Source organism: Streptomyces sp. NPDC008317, assembly GCF_042955955.1.
Classification (GTDB): Bacteria; Actinomycetota; Actinomycetes; order Streptomycetales; family Streptomycetaceae; genus Actinacidiphila.
In genome coordinates this window covers 211,674-229,434 of sequence record NZ_JBIBFQ010000003.1, presented here as the reverse complement: position 1 = coordinate 229,434, position 17,761 = coordinate 211,674, and the positions used below count along the sequence as shown (strand labels likewise).

15 protein-coding genes are annotated in these 17,761 nt (G+C 72.9%); 10 read left to right on the top strand and 5 right to left on the bottom strand.

What is annotated here, in order from left to right:
• Positions 1 to 23: 23 nt before the first annotated feature.
• The 3 genes from ACFY9V_RS10890 to ACFY9V_RS10880 are packed head-to-tail and all read right to left on the bottom strand — an operon-like array spanning position 24 to position 3,610.
• Positions 24 to 857 carry a 3-oxoacyl-ACP reductase gene (locus ACFY9V_RS10890; protein WP_355332501.1) on the bottom strand — a complete coding sequence of 278 codons (834 nt, stop codon included), beginning with the start codon at positions 855 to 857 and terminating at the stop codon, positions 24 to 26.
• 6 nt (positions 858 to 863) lie between these two features.
• Complete coding sequence (locus ACFY9V_RS10885; RefSeq protein WP_391160814.1) at positions 864 to 2,225, bottom strand: aldehyde dehydrogenase family protein; 1,362 nt, start codon at positions 2,223 to 2,225, stop codon at positions 864 to 866.
• 11 nt (positions 2,226 to 2,236) lie between these two features.
• Entirely contained in the window at positions 2,237 to 3,610 is a 1,374-nt protein-coding gene (locus ACFY9V_RS10880) for a glutamine synthetase family protein (protein ID WP_391160812.1), read from the bottom strand.
• A 72-nt stretch (positions 3,611 to 3,682) separates the two neighbouring features.
• Here ACFY9V_RS10880 and ACFY9V_RS10875 point away from each other — a divergent pair, with 72 nt between their 5' ends.
• The 3 genes from ACFY9V_RS10875 to ACFY9V_RS10865 all read left to right on the top strand — a co-directional run bounded on the left by ACFY9V_RS10875 (position 3,683) and on the right by ACFY9V_RS10865 (position 6,681).
• Positions 3,683 to 4,516 (top strand): FCD domain-containing protein, encoded by an 834-nt coding sequence (locus ACFY9V_RS10875; protein ID WP_391160810.1) that lies wholly within the window; start codon positions 3,683 to 3,685, stop codon positions 4,514 to 4,516.
• 71 nt (positions 4,517 to 4,587) lie between these two features.
• Positions 4,588 to 5,310 carry a gamma-glutamyl-gamma-aminobutyrate hydrolase family protein gene (locus ACFY9V_RS10870; RefSeq protein ID WP_391160808.1) on the top strand — a complete coding sequence of 241 codons (723 nt, stop codon included), beginning with the start codon at positions 4,588 to 4,590 and terminating at the stop codon, positions 5,308 to 5,310.
• A 9-nt stretch (positions 5,311 to 5,319) separates the two neighbouring features.
• Positions 5,320 to 6,681, top strand: a complete 1,362-nt coding sequence (locus ACFY9V_RS10865) for an AAA family ATPase (RefSeq protein ID WP_391160805.1) — start codon at positions 5,320 to 5,322, stop codon at positions 6,679 to 6,681.
• Positions 6,682 to 6,693: 12 nt separating this feature from the next.
• Here the strand turns inward: ACFY9V_RS10865 and ACFY9V_RS10860 are convergent, their stop codons facing one another.
• A complete protein-coding gene (locus ACFY9V_RS10860) occupies positions 6,694 to 7,413 on the bottom strand; it encodes a DUF2470 domain-containing protein (protein ID WP_391161370.1) in 720 nt (239 codons plus the stop codon).
• Positions 7,414 to 7,546: 133 nt separating this feature from the next.
• Between ACFY9V_RS10860 and rpsD the strand changes: the two genes are divergently transcribed.
• Complete coding sequence (gene rpsD, locus ACFY9V_RS10855) at positions 7,547 to 8,161, top strand: 30S ribosomal protein S4 (protein ID WP_188285197.1); 615 nt, start codon at positions 7,547 to 7,549, stop codon at positions 8,159 to 8,161.
• A 179-nt stretch (positions 8,162 to 8,340) separates the two neighbouring features.
• Here the strand turns inward: rpsD and ACFY9V_RS10850 are convergent, their stop codons facing one another.
• Positions 8,341 to 10,503, bottom strand: a complete 2,163-nt coding sequence (locus ACFY9V_RS10850; protein WP_391160803.1) for an ATP-binding protein — start codon at positions 10,501 to 10,503, stop codon at positions 8,341 to 8,343.
• 291 nt (positions 10,504 to 10,794) lie between these two features.
• Between ACFY9V_RS10850 and ACFY9V_RS10845 the strand changes: the two genes are divergently transcribed.
• The 6 genes from ACFY9V_RS10845 (at position 10,795) to ACFY9V_RS10820 (ending at position 17,665) form a co-directional block, all read left to right on the top strand.
• The gene (locus ACFY9V_RS10845) at positions 10,795 to 11,274 is read left to right on the top strand and encodes a DUF948 domain-containing protein (protein WP_391046625.1); all 480 of its coding nucleotides are present in this window, start codon (positions 10,795 to 10,797) and stop codon (positions 11,272 to 11,274) included.
• Positions 11,275 to 11,280: 6 nt separating this feature from the next.
• Positions 11,281 to 11,586, top strand: coding sequence for a DUF6167 family protein (locus tag ACFY9V_RS10840; protein ID WP_188285194.1), 306 nt, complete (start codon positions 11,281 to 11,283; stop codon positions 11,584 to 11,586).
• The gene (gene alaS, locus ACFY9V_RS10835) at positions 11,586 to 14,255 is read left to right on the top strand and encodes an alanine--tRNA ligase (RefSeq protein WP_391160801.1); all 2,670 of its coding nucleotides are present in this window, start codon (positions 11,586 to 11,588) and stop codon (positions 14,253 to 14,255) included. The genes ACFY9V_RS10840 and alaS overlap by 1 nt, the downstream gene beginning before the upstream one ends.
• Before the next feature lie 44 nt (positions 14,256 to 14,299).
• Positions 14,300 to 14,764: a Holliday junction resolvase RuvX gene (ruvX, locus tag ACFY9V_RS10830; RefSeq protein WP_355348851.1), complete on the top strand. Its 465-nt coding sequence runs from the start codon at positions 14,300 to 14,302 to the stop codon at positions 14,762 to 14,764.
• Positions 14,765 to 14,866: 102 nt separating this feature from the next.
• Complete coding sequence (gene mltG / locus ACFY9V_RS10825) at positions 14,867 to 16,798, top strand: endolytic transglycosylase MltG (RefSeq protein WP_391160799.1); 1,932 nt, start codon at positions 14,867 to 14,869, stop codon at positions 16,796 to 16,798.
• An 18-nt stretch (positions 16,799 to 16,816) separates the two neighbouring features.
• The gene (locus tag ACFY9V_RS10820; protein ID WP_391160797.1) at positions 16,817 to 17,665 is read left to right on the top strand and encodes a shikimate dehydrogenase; all 849 of its coding nucleotides are present in this window, start codon (positions 16,817 to 16,819) and stop codon (positions 17,663 to 17,665) included.
• Positions 17,666 to 17,761 lie beyond the last annotated feature (96 nt).

Sequence of the window (17,761 nt, the reverse complement as noted above, 5' to 3'; positions counted from 1 at the left end):
GGGTCCGCCGAGCGGCCCGCCCGCTACAGCGGCGTGACGTAGGCGCCGGAGATGCCGCCGTCCACCAGGAACTCGGCGGCGGTGATGAATCCGGCGTCGTCGCTGGCCAGGAACGCCACGGCGGCGGCGATCTCCTCGGCCGCCGCGAACCGCCCCAGCGGAATGTGCACCAGCCGCCGCGCCGCCCGCTCCGGGTCCTTCGCGAACAGCTCGCGCAGCAGCGGGGTGTCCACGGGCCCGGGGCACAGCGCGTTCACCCGGATTCCCTCGCGGGCGAACTGCACGCCCAGCTCCCGCGTCATCGCCAGCACCCCGCCCTTGGACGCGGTGTACGAGATCTGCGAGGTCGCCGCGCCCATCACCGCCACGAACGACGCGGTGTTGATGATCGCCCCCTTGCCCTGCCGCCGCATGTACGGCAGCGCGGCCTTGCAGCACAGGTAGACCGACGTCAGATTGACCTCCTGCACCCGGCGCCACGCGTCCAGCCCGGTGGTGAGGATCGAGTCGTCGTCGGGTGGTGAGATCCCCGCGTTGTTGAAGGCGATGTCGACCGAGCCGTAGGTGTCGTGGGCGGCCTTGAACAGCGCCTCGACCTGCTCCGGGTCGGTCACGTCGGTGGCGACGAAGAGCCCGCCGGTCTCCTCGGCCGCCGCCCGCCCGCTGTCCTGGTCGATGTCGGCGACCACGACCCTGGCCCCTTCCGCGGCGAACCGCCGCGCCGTGGCCAGGCCGATGCCGCTGCCGCCGCCGGTGATGACGGCGGTACGGCCGACGAGGCGGCGGCAGACCGGCTGCTCCGTCCCGGCGGCGGCAGCCGTGCCGGTCACGTCTGTGCTGTCTGTGGTCTCGGGCATACCCTGCTACTCCTCGGTGCCGATGAAGACGTTCTTGGTCTCGGTGAACGCGGTGAGCGCGTCGGGTCCCAGCTCGCGGCCGAGCCCCGACTGCTTGAAGCCGCCGAAGGGCGTCCAATAGCGCACACTGCTGTGCGAGTTGACGGACAGATTCCCCGCCGCGACACCGCGCGCGAGCCGCAGCGCGCGGCCCAGGTCGCGGGTCCACAGCGAGCCGGACAGGCCGTACGGTGTCGCGTTCGCCAGCCGCAGCGCGTCCGCCTCGTCGTCGAAGGGCAGCACGACCGCCACCGGGCCGAAGATCTCCTCGGTGGCCGCTGGCACGCCGGGGTCGGCCGGGGCGAGCACCGTCGGCGGGTACCAGAAACCGGGGCCCTCGGGCGCGGAACCCCGTGCCACGACCGGCAGTTCGGGCGTGACGTAGCCGCGGACCCGCTCGCGCTGGACCGCCGAGATCAGCGGGCCCATCGCGGTCGCCGGGTCCGCCGGGTCGCCGACCCGCACCGCCCGCACGCCGGAGGCCAGCAGGTCGAGGAAGCGGTCGTAGACCTCGCGCTGCACCAACAGCCGGGTGCGGGCGCAGCAGTCCTGGCCCGCGTTGTCCAGGAACGCCATCGGGTCCGCGGCGCGTTCCAGATCGGCGTCCGCGAAGACGACGTTGGGGCTCTTGCCGCCCAACTCCAGCGTGAGCCGCTTCACTTGGGCCGCGCACCGCTCCATGATCCGCTTGCCGACCGCCGTGGAGCCGGTGAAGACGATCTTCCGCACGTCGGGGTGGTCGACCAGCCGCGCCCCGGCGACGGGACCCGCGCCGGGCACCACCTGGAACAGGCCCTCGGGCAGCCCGGCGGCCAGGGCGAGTTCGGCCAGCCGCAGGGCGGTCAGCGGGGTGGTCTCCGCGGGCTTGAGCACGACGGCGTTGCCCGCGGCCAGCGCGGGGGCGAAGCCCCAGGCGGCGATCGGCATCGGGAAGTTCCACGGCACGATGACGCCGACCACGCCGAGCGGTTCGTGGAAGGTCAGGTCGAGGCCGCCCGCCACCGGGATCTGACGGCCGCTCAGGCGCTCGACGCCGCCCGCCGCGTACTCCAGCAGGTCCCGGACATTGCCCGCCTCCCAGCGGGCGTTGCCCACGGTGTGGCCCGCCTCGCGCACCTCCAGCGCGGCCAGTTCCTCCAGATGCGCGTCGACCTCGGCGGCGAACCGCCGCAGCAGCCGGGCGCGTTCACCCGGCGCGAGCGCCGCCCAGCCCCGCTGGGCCCGCACCGCGGCGGCGACCGCCGCGTCCACGCCCTCCGGGGAGGTCGCCGCGACCGTCGCGACGACCTCCTCGGTGGCGGGGTTGAGTACGTCGTGGCTCTCCTGCATCGCGTCCGCCCTTACATCCGCTCGAAGGAGCGGAACCGCTCCCAGTCCGTGACCGCGGTGTCGAACTGCCGCTGCTCGATCCGCGCCATGTTCGCGTAGTGCGCGACGACCTCGGGGCCGAACACCTCACGCGCCAGGTCGCTGCCCGACCACAGCTCGGCGGCCTCCCGCAGCGATCCGGGCACCCGCTCGTACGACTCCGTGTACGCGTTGCCCGTACACGGCTCCGGCAGCTCCAACTCCCGCTCGACGCCGTGCAGTCCGGCCGCGACCATCGCGGCGACCGCCAGATACGGGTTCACGTCGCCGCCCGGCACCCGGTTCTCCAGCCGCAGCGACGGGCCGTGGCCGACCACGCGCAGCGCGCAGGTGCGGTTGTCCCGGCCCCAGGCGACCGCGGTGGGCGCGAAGGAGCCGGGGCGGAACCGCTTGTAGGAGTTGATGTTCGGCGCGAAGAACAGCGAGAACTCCCGCAGGGCGGCGAGCTGTCCGGCCAGGAAGTGCCGCATCAGCGGGGACATCGCGGTGGGGGAGTGGTCCTCGGGGTCGGCCATCGCCGGGGCGCCGTCCGCGTCCCGCAGCGACAGGTGGATATGGCAGGAGTTGCCCTCGCGCTCGTTGAACTTCGCCATGAAGGTGACCGCCATGCCCTCCTGCGAGGCGATCTCCTTGGCGCCGGTCTTGTAGACGCTGTGCTGGTCGCAGGTGGTCAGCGCCTCGTCGTATCGGAACACCACCTCGTGCTGGCCGAGGTTGCACTCGCCCTTCGCGGACTCCGGGACGAGCCCGGCGCCCGCCATCTCGTTGCGGATGCGGCGCAGCAGCGGCTCGACCCGGGCGGTGGCCAGCACCGAGTAGTCGGCGTTGTACTGGTTGGCCGGGGTCAGCCCGCGGTAGCCGCTGTCCCACGCCCGCTCGTAGGTGTCGCGGAAGACCAGGAACTCCAGCTCGGTGCCCGCGTGCGCGGTCAGGCCGTGCCCGGCGAGCCGGTCGAGCTGCTGCCGCAGGATCTGCCGCGGCGAGGCACTGACCGGGCTGCCGTCCTCCCAAGTCAGATCGGCCAGCAGCAGCGCGGTGCCGTCCTGCCAGGGGACGCGGCGCAGCGTCGAGGGATCGGGGCGCATCGCGAAGTCGCCGTAGCCCCGCTCCCAGGACGACATCGCGTAGCCGTCCACCGTATTGAGGTCGATGTCGACGGCGAGCAGGTAATTGCACCCCTCCGAGCCGTGCGGCAGCACCTCGTCCAGGAAGAACGGAGCCGCGAACCGCTTGCCCTGGAGCCGCCCCTGCATATCGGTGAAGGCCAGGACGACGGTGTGGATCTCGCCCGCCGCCACCAGCGAGCGGAGCGCGCCGACGGACAGGGCTGGAGTGTGTTCTGCCACAGCGGAACCTCTCGGATCGGTCGGAAGACTTAAGGTATGGCTGAGAACCATTGAAGGGAAGGGGGCCTCGCCATGACGGAGCGGATGACGGAGCCGATGGCCGATTCGACGGCCGATTCGACGGCCGAGCCGGCGGCCGGGTCAGCGGCCGAGCGGTCGGCGGAGCCCCCGGCGCTGCCCGCCGATCCGCTCGACACGGTGCTGCGCCCGGTGCGCGGCGGCAACGGCTTCGAGGAGGCCGTGGAACGGCTGCTCCAAGTGGTCCGGCTCGGCCTGGTCCCCGCGGGCGGACGGCTGCCACCGGAACGGGAACTCGCCGGGCGGCTGGCGATCAGCCGGGTCACCCTGCGCGAGGCGCTGCGCGTGCTGCACGAGCAGGGTCTGGTCGAGAGCCGCCGCGGTCGCCAGGGCGGCACCTTCGTCCGGCCGAGGCCGCCCGGCGCGGACGGCCCGCCCGTGGGCGCGGCGGGCCGGGGCGCGGCGGGTCTGGACGCGGCGGCCCTGGACGACGTGCTCCGCTTCCGCGAGGTGCTGGAGGTGGGCGCCGCCGGGCTCTGCGCCCGCGCTCGCCTCACCGGAGCGGACGCCGACCTGCTGCGGGCCCGGCTGCGCGCCACCGGGGACGCCTCCATCGAGGACTACCGGCGCGCCGACACGCTCCTGCACCTCGCAATAGCCGAGCTGTCCGGCTCCCCCTCGCTGGCCCGCCAGTACGCCGCCGTCCGCGCCCGGGTCAACCAACTCCTGGACGGCATCCCCATGCTGGTCCGCAACATCGAGCACTCCCAGGGCCAGCACGCCGCCCTGGTCGCCGCCGTCCTGGCCGCCGACGAAACGCGGGCGCGGCAGACGATGCGGCAGCACCTCGCGGGCACGGCGTCACTACTGCGGGGCTTTCTGTCCTAGCACCGGGGCGGAAGATCGCGCCGGTTAAGGTACGAGTCCGGACCATTGGCCGACGCGGGAGGACGGGGACGGTGCCGAGGACGCTGCTGGTGGGGGTCACCACCTATCTGGAGCGGGCGCGCTGGGGGCTGTGGGACACCTCCGCCGTCCTGCTGCCCGCCGTCTACCCGCGCCTGGTGCAGGCCGCGGGCGCCGTCGCCGTCCTGCTGCCGCCCGACGCGGCCGAGCGCGCACCGGCGGCCGTCGCGCGGATGGACGCGGTGATCGTGGCGGGCGGCCCCGACATCGCGCCCGAGCACTACGGCGCACCACGGCACCCGCGCACCGGGCCGCCCGCACCGGAGCGCGACGGCTGGGAGTCGGCCGTCCTGCGCGCCGCGCTGGACGCGGCCGTCCCCGTCCTCGGGATCTGCCGCGGCATGCAGCTCATGAACGTGCTGTACGGCGGCACGCTCGTCCAGCACCTGCCGGACCGCGTCGGCCACGACGCCCACGCCCCCGGGCCCGGCGTCTTCGGCGAGCACCGCGTCACGCCCGTGCCCGGCACCCTGCTGGCCCGCGTACTGCCGGGCCCCCAGGACGTGCCCACCTACCACCACCAGGCCGTCGACCGCCTCGGCGACGGTCTCACCGCCGCCGCGCACGCCGACGACGGCACCGTCGAGGCCGTCGAGGCGCCCGGCGAGCGCTTCGCCCTCGGCGTGCAGTGGCACCCCGAGAACGGCACCGACCCGCGCCTGGTCCACGCCCTGCTCGCCGCCGCCGCCGACCGGGCTGTCACACCCAGCGCATAGGCTGCCGGAGTGGAGCCAGATCTGTTCACCGCAGCCGCAGAGGACCGTCACGAGCGGGATCCGGGCAGCAGCCCGCTCGCCGTACGGATGCGGCCCCGTACCCTCGACGAGGTCGTCGGCCAGCAGCACCTGCTGCGCCCCGGCTCCCCGCTGCGCCGCCTGGTGGCCGACGGCGGGGGACCGGCGGGCGCGTCCTCGGTGATCCTGTGGGGGCCGCCGGGCACCGGGAAGACCACGCTGGCGTACGTGGTCAGCAAGGCCACCGACAAGCGCTTCGTCGAACTCTCGGCGATCACCGCGGGCGTCAAGGAGGTCCGCGCGGTCATCGAGAGCGCCAAGCGCCAGGCGGGCGGGTACCAGCGCGAGACCGTGCTGTTCCTGGACGAGATCCACCGCTTCAGCAAGGCCCAGCAGGACTCCCTGCTGCCCGCCGTCGAGAACCGCTGGGTCACCCTGATCGCGGCCACCACGGAGAACCCGTACTTCTCGATCATCTCGCCGCTGCTGTCCCGCTCCCTGCTGCTCACCCTCGAACCGCTCACCGACGACGACCTGCGCGGTGTGCTGCGCCGCGCGGTGACCGACGAGCGCGGTCTGGACGGCGCGGTGACGCTGCCGGACGACGCGGAGGAGCACCTGCTGCGGATCGCCGGCGGCGACGCGCGGCGCGCCCTGACCGCCCTGGAGGCGGGCGCGGGATCCGCCCTGGACAAGGGCGAGGACACGCTCACCCTGGCCACCCTCGAAGAGTCCGTCGACCGGGCCGCCGTGCGCTACGACCGCGACGGCGACCAGCACTACGACGTGGCCAGCGCCCTCATCAAGTCCATCCGCGGCTCCGACGTGGACGCCGCCCTGCACTACCTCGCCCGCATGATCGACGCGGGCGAGGACCCGCGCTTCATCGCGCGGCGCCTGATGATCTCCGCCAGCGAGGACATCGGCCTCGCCGACCCCACCGCCCTGCCCACCGCCGTCGCCGCCGCCCAGGCCGTCGCCATGATCGGCTTCCCCGAGGCCGCGCTGACCCTCAGCCACGCCACCATCGCGCTGGCGCTCGCGCCGAAGTCCAACGCGGCCACCACCGCGATCGGCGCGGCGCTGGCGGACGTACGGGCGGGCAAGGCGGGACCCGTGCCCGCGCACCTGCGCGACGGCCACTACAAGGGCGCCGCCAAGCTCGGCCACGCCCAGGGGTACGTCTACCCGCACGACGTGCCCGGCGGCATCGCCGCGCAGCAGTACGCGCCGGACGAACTGCGCGACCGCCGCTACTACGAGCCGACCCGGCACGGCACGGAGGCCCGTTACGCGGACGTCCTGGACCGGGTCCGCGCCCGGCTCGCGGGCGAGGCCCCGGCCTCGGACTGACACATCCCCGGATCAGCAGTCGCGGGCCGCGTCGAAGAGGGCGTGCATCGAGCGGCGCAGCCCGTCGCGGTCGCGGACGGGTTCGGGGAAGTCGAAGCGGGCGTCGAAGACGCTGTTGTCGCCGGTGAAGCGCACGCGCAGCCCGAAGCGGTCGAGCGCCAGCGGCACGGCGCTCAGCGGGGGGCGCGAGCCCGCGAAGGCGCCGTCGCAGGACGCCTCGCGGCGGCCGACGAGGGCGCACAGCAGACCCACCTGGGCGCTGTGGGCGGCGGCGAGGTGCTGGAGCAGTTCGCTCTCGTACTCGGCGAGCGGGTCGGCGGCGGCGTCGGCGAACTCGTCGGGCTCGACCAGGGCGGCGCCCCACAGGTCGTCCAGTGAGATCTCGCCGGTCTCCAGGCGGAGCAGCGTCGTACCGGACTCCATCGCGCCGCCGGGGACGGGTGTCAGCCAGCCCGCGACCCAGGCCCTGCCGCGGATCCGGTGCGGCACCCCGACCGGCGCCACATCCGTGATCTCCAGCACAGCCTCGATCTCCTCGCCGCCCGCGGCCCGCACCACGCGCACGGCGGGGGATTCGTCGGGGAACAGCAGGAACACGTCGCCGGTGGGCCCCACGGAGCGGCGCACCGGGGTCATGACGTCGGATCCGGCCGTGGCCAGGCCGGGAATCGTCACGACGGCGGACGAGTTATTCTCGACGAGAGTTCGCGCGCGTTCGGCTGCCGAGGGCAGCCGGGGCGCTTCTTCCACTTCGGGACGCGGCTGACCATGTGCTGGTACGCCAGGCATGGGGTTCCCGGGTCGAAACATGCGTTCTCCTCAGCTAAGGTAAGCCTTACCTAATTTACACGGAGGTTCCACGCACGTGAATCAGTCGCGTCCCAAGGTCAAGAAGTCCCGGGCGCTGGGCATCGCGCTCACCCCCAAGGCGGTCAAGTACTTCGAGGCCCGCCCCTACCCGCCCGGTGAGCACGGTCGCGGTCGCAAGCAGAACAGCGACTACAAGACCCGGCTGCTGGAGAAGCAGCGGCTGCGCGCGCAGTACGACATCAGCGAGCGGCAGATGCAGCGCGCGTACGACCGCGCCAAGAAGGTCTCCGGCAAGCGGACCGGCGAGGCCCTGATCATCGAGCTGGAGCGGCGTCTGGACGCCCTCGTGCTCCGTGCCGGTCTGGCCCGGACGATCTACCAGTCCCGCCAGATGGTCGTGCACGGCCACATCGAGGTCAATGGCCGCAAGGTCGACAAGCCGTCCTTCCGGGTCAGCCCGGACGACGTCGTGACCGTCCGCGAGCGCTCCCGCGAGAAGACGCCGTTCATCGTCGCCCGCGAAGGCGGCTGGGCCGGTGAGGGCGAGGCCCCTCGCTACCTCCAGACCAACCTCCAGGCCCTCGCCTTCCGCCTGGACCGGGACCCCAACCGCAACGAGATCCCCGTCATCTGCGACGAGCAGCTCGTCGTCGAGTACTACGCCCGCTGACCCCCTCCGGGGAGGTCGCCGAGGTGGGGCGCCGCGCTCCGTACGGGAGGCGGTCGCCCCCCGGGGTCCCGGTCAACCGGCCAGCGGCAAGCGGCCCCCGGGGCCGACGGTGACGCCGCCGTCGTGGTCGGTCGTGTAGCGCGTCCTCCAGCCGCCGCTGGGAAGTACCCCCGTCCCCTCTACTCGGGGGCGACCACCTCCGCGGGGGCCGCGCTCCTGGCGGGGGCCTTCCGGGCGGGACGCTCGCGGGTGGCGGCGGCGGGCGACGGGCGGTGGAGGGCGCGGTGGACCGCCGCGTCCAGCCCGAACCGCTCGCCTTCGCTCAGGGCGGCGGCGTAGGCGTCGTCACCCAGCGCCGCGCGCACGCGCGCCTCGCACAGCACGTGCGGGGCGTTGAAGAAGCGGGAGCCGAACAGGCGCAGTCCGACCGAGGCCCACAGACGCCCCGCGGCGCCCTGGAGGACCGCGGCCTCGTGCGGGGCGCCCTCGTCCTCGGTGATGAGGGCCAGCAGCTCCAGGGCGAGCACCGCGCCGACCAGGTCGCGGAAGGCGTGGTCGATGGCCAGCGCCTCCTCGGCCAGCCGCCGCGCCTCCGCGCGGTCGCCGCCGAGCCAGGCGGCGTAACCGAGGACGTAGAGCGCGTAGGCCAGCGTCCAGCGCTCCCCGTGGTCGTGGCAGATGTCGCGGGCCTCCGCGGCGAGGGTCACCGCCTGGTCCAGGTCGCCCTGGAAGGCCACCGCCATCGCCAACTCGACCTGCGCCATGAGGACGTTGCTGTTGAGCTCGCCGATCCGGCGGTAGCGCAGCAGCGCGTCCCCGATGAACCGCTCGGCCCGCGGCATGTCGTCGGAGACCAGCGCGAGGCAGCCCAGCCGGTGGACCGCGTACGCCATCGCCGTGCCGTTGTCGGCCGCCTCGGCCTCGCTGCGGCACTGCTGGAGCACGTCGAGCGCGGTGACCGAGTCGCCCTGGAGCAGCGTCACATAGCCGTACACCCACATCGCCTTGGCGCGCGCCTCCGAGCGCCCCGCGGCGAGGTCGAGGGCCCGCTCCAGCCAGTGCCTGCCCTCCGCGAGCCGCCCGCAGCCGACCCAGCAGAACCACAAGGTGCCCGCCAGATACTGGCCGACGGCCGGGTCCTCCGGCGGCCGGTCCGCGGCGCCGTCCAGACTGAACTCCAACGCCAGCCGGAGATTGGGCAGTTCGGCCTCGACGCGCGCGGCCACCTCCGACTGCCGGGGGCTGAACCAGTCCAGCTCGCACCAGGTGGCCAGCCCCAGGTACCAGTCGCGGTGCCGCCGCCGCATCCGTACGTCGTCGCCGAGCGCGGCCAGCCAGCCCGCGCCGTACTCGCGGACCGTGTCCAGCATCCGGTAGCGCACCAGACCGTCGGCGCCCTCCTCGCGGCTGAGCACCGACTGGTCGACCAGCGCGGACACCGTCTCCACGATGTCCTCCTCTGCCAGATCGGGACCCGCGCACACGTACTCCACCGCGTCCAGGTCGAACCGTCCGGCGAAGACCGACAGCCGCGCCCACAGCAGCCGCTGGCCCGGCGTGCACAATTCGTGGCTCCAGCCGATCGCCGTACGCAGCGCGCGGTGCCGGGCGGGCGCGGTGGGGTCGCCGCCGGTCAGCAGCCGGAAGCGGTCGTCGAGCCGTTCGAGCACCTGCTCCACCGACAGCGCCCGCAGCCGGACCGCCGCCAGTTCGAGGGCGAGCGGAAGGCCGTCGAGCCGGGCGCACAGCTCCAGGACGGGACCGCTGTTGGCCGGTGTCACGGTGAAGCCCGGCAGCACGGCCGCGGCGCGCTCGGCGAACAGCCGCACGGCGTCGCTGCGGGCGTCCGGCGCGGGCAGCGGCGCCAACGGCAGCAGCCGCTCCCCGGTGATGCCCAGCGGCCTGCGGCCGGCCGCCAGCACCCGCAGCCCCGGCGCGCGGCGCAGCAACTCCGCGGCGAGGGAGGCCACTTCGGCGTGCACCCGGTCGTAGCCGTCGAAGACCAGCAGCAGCTCGCGGCCGGCCAGCCCCTCGGTCAGCACCGAACGCGTCGAGCGGGTGGTGTGGTCCGCCAGCCGCAGCGCCTCCGCGACCGCGTGGTCCAGCAGCGACGCGTCGCCGAGCCCGGACAGGTCGACCAGCCAGACGCCGCCGAGGAAACGGTCCTGCGCGTGCCTGGCGGCCCGCAGCGCCAGCCGCGTCTTGCCCACCCCACCGACCCCGGTCACGGTGCTCAGCCGGGACTCCGCCGCCGGCGACAACAGCGCGTCGAGCGCCGCGAGTTCGGACGTCCTGCCGACGAAGCCGGTCAGCTCGGCGGGGAGGTTACCCACAGTCTCCATGGTGTACGGAGCGTACTTGACTGTGCGCGGACCGTACAATCCCGTCGCCGAGTAGTGGTATAACGCCCGCGCTTGCCCGGTTGTGGGACAGCCCCGGCGCGCGCGTAATGCGGTACGGACGCGCAGGCCCGGCGCGATAGGGTCGGAGGCCGATGTCGTGGTGAAAACCAGCCGCGGACCGCGGTCGTGAGAAGCGGCCGTGGAAGCGGTCGCGGGAAGCAGCCGTGAGAAGCGGCCGAAACAGCGCGGCGAAGTGTCCGTGAGATGCCGACGGTGAGGGAGCGGAGCAACGTGTCCGGTGCAGAGGTGGCTGGCCTCATCGTGGCGGTCTTCTGGGCGATCCTGGTGTCGTTCCTGGCCGTCGCGCTGGTCAGGCTCGCCCAGACGCTCAAGCGGACCAGCGAACTCGTGGCAGGCATCACCGAGCAGGCCGTACCGCTGCTCGGCGACGCCTCCGACGCGCTGCGCACCGCCCACAGCCAGCTCGACCGGGTCGACACCATCACCGCGGAGGTCGCCGAGGTGACGGCCAACGCCTCCGCGCTCTCCTCCACCGTCGCGTCGGCCTTCGGCGGACCCCTGGTGAAGGTCGCCGCCTTCAGCTACGGCGTACGGCGCGCGGTCGGCCTGCGGACCTCCGGCGGAGCGGGCGCGGGCGCGGCGGCCAACGGCGCGGCGGGCACCGACCGCTCCCGTGCCAGGACCGTCAAGGCAGGCAAGGTGCTCCCCGCCGCCCGGCGCGGCGGCCGTCGCAACCGCTCGAAGGACTGAGGCCACATGTTCCGCCGTATGTTCTGGTTCGTCACCGGCGCCGCCACCGGCGTCTGGGCCACCACCAAGGTCAACCGGGCGCTGCGCCGCCTCACGCCCGAGAGCCTCGCGGCGACCGCGGCCGACCGCGCGCTGGAGACCGGCGCGCGGCTGCGGGTGTTCGCCCAGGACGTACGGGCGGGCATGACGCAGCGCGAGAGCGAGCTCCAGGACGCGCTCGGCCTCACCGGCAGCGCCCCGCAATCCGAAATCCCGTCCGAACTCCCGGCACCGCGCCGGAGCATTGCGTACAACCGGAAGGACGAACACTGATGGAGTCGGCAGAAATCCGCCGCCGCTGGCTGCGCTTCTTCGAGGAGCGCGGGCACACCGTTGTCCCTTCGGCGTCGCTCATCGCGGACGACCCGACTCTGCTGCTGGTCCCGGCGGGCATGGTCCCGTTCAAGCCGTACTTCCTCGGTGAGGTCAAGCCGCCCTTCGACCGCGCCACCAGCGTGCAGAAGTGCGTCCGCACCCCGGACATCGAAGAGGTCGGCAAGACCACCAGGCACGGCACGTTCTTCCAGATGTGCGGCAACTTCTCCTTCGGCGACTACTTCAAGGAAGGCGCCATCAAGTACGCCTGGGAGCTGCTCACCGGCTCCCTGGAGGACGGTGGCTACGGCCTGGAGGCCGACCGGCTCTGGATCACCGTCTACCAGGAGGACGACGAGGCCGAGCAGATCTGGCGCGACGTCATCGGCGTCCCCGCCGAGCGCATCCAGCGACTCGGCATGGGCCCCAACTTCTGGTCCATGGGCGTCCCCGGACCCTGCGGCCCCTGCTCCGAGATCAACTACGACCGCGGCCCCGAGTTCGGCGTCGAGGGCGGCCCCGCCGTCAACGACGAGCGGTACGTGGAGATCTGGAACCTGGTCTTCATGCAGTACGTGCGCGGCGCCGGTGAGGGCAAGGAGAGCTTCCCGATCCTCGGCGACCTGCCCAGCAAGAACATCGACACCGGCCTCGGCCTCGAACGCCTCGCGATGATCCTGCAGGGCGTGCAGAACATGTACGAGACCGACACCCTGCGCGTCGTCATGGACCGCGCCACCGAACTGACCGGCGTGCGCTACGGCCAGGCCCACGACACCGACGTGTCGCTGCGCGTGGTCGCCGACCACATCCGCACCTCCGTGATGCTGATCGGCGACGGCGTCACCCCGGGCAACGAGGGGCGCGGCTACGTCCTGCGCCGCATCATGCGCCGCGCCATCCGCAATATGCGGCTGATGGGCGCCACCGGACCGGTCGTCGCCGAACTGGCCGACGTCGTCATCAAGACCATGGGCGAGCAGTACCCGGAGCTGATCTCGGACCGCAAGCGGATCGAGACGGTCGCCATCGCCGAGGAGACCGCCTTCCTCAAGGCCCTCAGCGGCGGCACCAACATCCTCGACACCGCCATCACCGAGACCAAGTCGGCCGGCGGCAGCGTGCTCCCCGGCGACAAGGCGTTCCTGCTCCACGACACCTGGGGCTTCCCGATCGACCTCACCCTCGAAATGGCCTCGGAACAGGGCCTGTCGGTGGACGAGGAGGGCTTCCGCCGCCTGATGAAGGAGCAGCGGGACCGCGCCAAGGCCGACGCCCGCGCCAAGAAGACCGGCCACGCCGACCTGTCCGCCTACCGCGAGGTCGCCGACCGCTCCGGCAGCACCGAGTTCACCGGCTACACCCAGAACCACAACGAGGCCACCGTCGTCGGCCTGCTGGTCGACGGCGTCCCGTCGCCCGCCGCCACCGAGGGTGACGAGATCGAAGTGGTGCTCGACCGCACCCCGTTCTACGCCGAGGGCGGCGGCCAGCTCGCCGACACCGGCCGCATCCGCGCCGACAACGGCGCGGTGATCGAGATCCGCGACGTCCAGCAGCCGGTGCCCGGCGTCAGCGTGCACAAGGGCGTCGTCCAGGTCGGCGAGGTCACCGTCGGGGCCGGGGTGCTGGCCCAGATCGACCTCGTACGCCGCCGCGCCATCGCCCGCGCCCACAGCGCCACCCACCTGACCCACCAGGCGCTGCGCGACGCCCTCGGCCCGACGGCCGCCCAGGCCGGTTCCGAGAACGCCCCCGGCCGCTTCCGTTTCGACTTCGGCTCCCCGGCCGCCGTCCCCGGCACCGTCCTCACCGACGTCGAGCAGAAGATCAACGAGGTGCTGGCCCGCGAACTGGACGTCACCGCCGAGGTCCTGCCGATCGCCGAGGCCAAGAGGCAGGGCGCCATCGCCGAATTCGGCGAGAAGTACGGCGAGCGGGTCCGGGTCGTCACCATCGGCGACTTCTCCAAGGAGCTGTGCGGCGGCACCCATGTGCACAACACCGCGCAGCTCGGCCTGGTGAAGCTGCTCGGCGAGTCCTCGATCGGCTCCGGCGTGCGCCGCGTCGAAGCCCTGGTCGGCGTGGACGCCTACCACTTCCTCGCCCGCGAGCACACGGTCGTCGCCCAGCTCACCGAGCTGGTCAAGGGCCGCCCCGAGGAGCTGCCCGACAAGATCTCCGGGATGCTCGCCAAGCTCAAGGACGCCGAGAAGGAGATCGAGCGCTTCCGCGCGGAGAAGGTCCTCCAGGCCGCCGCCGGGCTCGCCGAGAGCGCCGCCGACATCAAGGGCGTCGCCCTGGTCGCCGGTACCGTCCCCGAGGGCACCGGCGCCGACGACCTGCGCAAGCTCGTCCTCGATGTCCGCCAGCGGATCGGCGGCGGACGCCCCGGCGTCGTCGCCCTCTTCACCGTCGCCAACGGCCGCCCGCTGACCGTCATCGCCACCAATGAGGCCGCCCGCGAGCGCGGCATCAAGGCCGGCGAGCTGGTCCGCACCGCCGCCAAGACCCTCGGCGGCGGAGGCGGCGGCAAGGACGACGTGGCCCAGGGCGGCGGCCAGAACCCGGCCGCGGTCCAGGACGCCGTCGAGGCCGTCCAGCGCCTGGTGGGCGAGAAGGCGTGACGGACGGTTCGCCGGATCCGAGCCGCCCGGGGCGGGAAGGCGGCATGAGGAGGGGCCGGAGGATCGCGGTGGACGTCGGGGACGCCCGCATCGGGGTCGCCTCGTGCGACCCCGACGGAATCCTCGCCACGCCGGTCGAGACGGTGCCCGGCCGGGACGTGCCCGCCGCGCTGCGGCGGCTCGCCGCGATCGTGGCGGAGTACGAGCCGATCGAGGTCGTCGTCGGGCTGCCGCGCTCCCTCAATGGGGGCGAGGGCCCGGCGGCGGCCAAGGTCCGCGGCTTCGCCCAGCATGTGGCGAAAGTCATCTCGCCGGTTCCGGTGCGCCTGGTGGACGAACGCATGAGTACGGTCACGGCCACGCAAGGGCTCCGCGCCTCCGGAGTGAAGGCGAAAAAGGGACGCTCCGTAGTGGATCAGGCTGCCGCGGTCATTATTTTGCAAAGTGCGCTGGAGACCGAACGGGTGTCGGGTAAAGCTCCGGGCGAGAGCGTCGAAGTGGTCATCTGATCGCGATACGGTAACGTCTCGCGCGACACGGCGGCGCCCCTCGGGCGCCGCCCGTTTCACAGGGTCGGCAAGCCGGTTGCAGACCGCGTACCAAGGGGACCGATGACTGACTATGGCCGGGGCGCCGGCTCCGAACCGTGGCATCCCGAGGACCCGCTCTTCGGTGACGGCTACGACCAGGCGCAGCAGCCCTACCCGCCGCAGCAGCAGGTGCCGTACCCGCAGGCGGAGTACGACCCCTACGCCACCGGTCAGCACCAGCAGCAGTACCCGCAGCAGCAGGGCGGCCAGCAGTACCCCCAGACCCCGCAGCAGTACGAGCAGCAGGGGTACCCGCAGCAGCAGCCGCAGCACCCGCAGGGGCAGTACCAGCCTCAGCAGCACCCCCAGCAGCACCCTCAACAGCAGCAGTACCCGCAGGCGCAGTACGACGGCTACGACACCGGCGCCCACTCGGTCGGCGGATACGGCCACCAGGACCCGTATGGCGGGCACCAGCCGCAGGATCCGTACGCGGGCGGCCCGCAGCCCGACTTCTACGGGCAGAACGGCTACCCGCCGCCGCAGCAGCCCCAGTACCGGCAGCAGCCGCAGGCGCCGTTCCAGGGCCAGGGGCCCGGGCAGGGGCCGGGCGGTCCGGGACAGGGCGGTCTGAGTCAGGGCGCTCCGGGGCAGGGCCAGCCGCAGGCGCCGCTGCACGGCCAGGGCCAGCCACAGGGCCAGGGCCCGGCGCAGGGCACGCAAGGCGTCCAGGGGGCGCAGGACGGTCACCCGCAGGAGCCGGGCGCGCGCCCGCTGCGGACGGCTCCGGGCAACACCGGCGACTGGGACGCGGGGGAGGACGACGACCCGCGCGAGCACGCCTTCTTCTCCGGCCGTGACGACGACGATGACGACGCCCCCGCGACCACCAGCACGAGCGGCGGCGGCAGGCGCGCGGGCAAGTCGGCCCCCGCCAAGGGCGGCAAGAAGCGCCGCAGCGGCTGCGCGTGCCTGGTCGTCCTGGTCGTCCTGGGCGGCGGCCTCGGCGGCGTCGGCTACTTCGGCTACAACTTCTACCAGGACCGCTTCGGCCCGGCGCCCGACTACTCGGGCAACGGGGCGGGCGAGGTCCAGGTCGAGATCCCCAAGGGCTCGACGATCACCACCATGGGCAACATCCTCAAGTCCGACGGTGTGGTCAAGAGCGTCGACGCCTTCACCGCCGCGGCCCGCAAGAACCCCAAGGGCCAGTTCATCCAGGCGGGCGTCTACGTCCTCAACAAGCAGATGTCGGCGGCCTCGGCCGTCACGATGATGCTCGACCCCAAGTCCCAGAACGCGATGATCATCGCCGAGGGCATGCGCGACGCGCAGATCTACGACGCCATCGACAAGCGTCTCGGCCTCTCCGCGGGCAGCACGAAGAAGGTCGCGCACGACCAGGCCAAGAACCTCGGACTGCCGGACTGGGCGGACACCAGCTCCAAGGTGAAGGACCCGCTGGAAGGTTTCCTCTTCCCGTCCCGCTACGGCGTCGCCAAGGGCATGAAGCCCGAAGCGCTGCTGCGCGAGATGGTCGGCGAGGCGAAGAAGCAGTACGCCCAGTTCGACATGGTCGCCGAGGCGAAGAAGCAGAATCTCAGCTCGCCGCTGCAACTGCTCACCGTCGCCAGCCTGGTGCAGGCCGAGGGCAAGACCGACGACGACTTCCGCAAGATGGCCAAGGTCGTCTACAACCGGATGGTCCCCACCAACAAGGAGACCTTCGGGCTGCTCCAGTTCGACTCGACGTACAACTACATCAAGAACACCAGCGCCACGAACATCAGCCTCGCCAAGATCAAGTCCCTGGACGACCCGTACAACACGTACAAGTACAAGGGCCTGCCGCCGGGGCCGATCGGCAACCCGGGCGTCGACGCGCTGAAGGCGGCGATGAACCCCGACAGCGGGAACTGGTACTACTTCATCTCGCTGGACGGCAAGACGACCAAGTTCACCTCGACGCACGCCGAGTTCCAGAAGCTCTACGACCAGTACAACAGCCAGTAGGACCGGGGCACTTCTTCCGTGGACACGACCGGACACCCGGGCACCCGCCGTGCGGCGGTGCTCGGGTCACCCATCGCGCACTCGCTCTCCCCGGTGCTGCACCGGGCCGCGTTCGAGGCGATGGGCCTCGCCGACGAGTGGCGCTACGACCGCTTCGAGGTCGACGAGGCCGCGCTGCCCGGCTTCATCGGCGGCCTCGACCCCGCCGTCTGGCGCGGTCTGTCGCTGACGATGCCGCTCAAGCGGGCCGTGATCCCGCTGCTGGACGAGATCACCGAGACGGCCGCGTCCGTGGAGGCCGTCAACACGGTCGTGCTCGGCCCCGACGGCCGCCGCAGGGGCGACAACACCGATATCCCCGGCATGCTCGCCGCCCTGCGGGAGCGCGGCATCACCTCCGTGCCCTCCGCGGCGGTCCTCGGCGCCGGGGCGACCGCCTCCTCCGCGCTGGCCGCGCTCGCGCGGCTCGGCACGGCCGAGGTCACCGCGTACGTGCGCGGCCCGGCGCGCGCCGCCGAGATGCGGCAGTGGGGCGACCGCCTCGGCGTCGCCGTGCGCGTCGCCGACTGGGCCGACGCCGCCAAGGCCCTCGACGAGCCGCTGGTCATCGCCACCACCCCGGCCGGCGCCGCCGACCACCTCGCCGCCGCCGTCCCGCCCGCCCCCGGCGCCCTCTTCGACGTCCTCTACGACCCCTGGCCCACCCCGCTGGCCGCCGCCTGGTCCCGGCGCGACGCCCCGGTCGTCGGCGGCCTCGACCTCCTGGTCCACCAGGCCGTCCTCCAGATCGAGCAGTACACCGGCCACACCCCCGCCCCGCTCGCGGCCATGCGCGCGGCGGGCGAGGCCGCGCTGCCGCGGGGGTGACGGTTCCGGCCGGTCGCTGTCCGCACGGTGGACCGTGTCGGGGCACGGCACGTCGGCGTGGGAGGATCGGGGGACAGGACGGCACGCCGTTGCTCG

Bases quoted from the DNA above. Each gene is read 5' to 3' on its own strand.
- alaS (WP_391160801.1), top strand. From the start codon at position 11,586: ATGGAGTCGGCAGAAATCCGCCGCCGCTGGCTGCGCTTCTTCGAGGAG.
- ACFY9V_RS10875 (WP_391160810.1), top strand. From the start codon at position 3,683: ATGACGGAGCGGATGACGGAGCCGATGGCCGATTCGACGGCCGATTCG.
- ruvX (WP_355348851.1), top strand. From the start codon at position 14,300: ATGAGGAGGGGCCGGAGGATCGCGGTGGACGTCGGGGACGCCCGCATC.
- ACFY9V_RS10890 (WP_355332501.1), bottom strand. From the start codon at position 857: ATGCCCGAGACCACAGACAGCACAGACGTGACCGGCACGGCTGCCGCC.
- ACFY9V_RS10885 (WP_391160814.1), bottom strand. From the start codon at position 2,225: ATGCAGGAGAGCCACGACGTACTCAACCCCGCCACCGAGGAGGTCGTC.
- mltG (WP_391160799.1), top strand. From the start codon at position 14,867: ATGACTGACTATGGCCGGGGCGCCGGCTCCGAACCGTGGCATCCCGAG.
- ACFY9V_RS10850 (WP_391160803.1), bottom strand. From the start codon at position 10,503: ATGGAGACTGTGGGTAACCTCCCCGCCGAGCTGACCGGCTTCGTCGGC.
- ACFY9V_RS10840 (WP_188285194.1), top strand. From the start codon at position 11,281: ATGTTCCGCCGTATGTTCTGGTTCGTCACCGGCGCCGCCACCGGCGTC.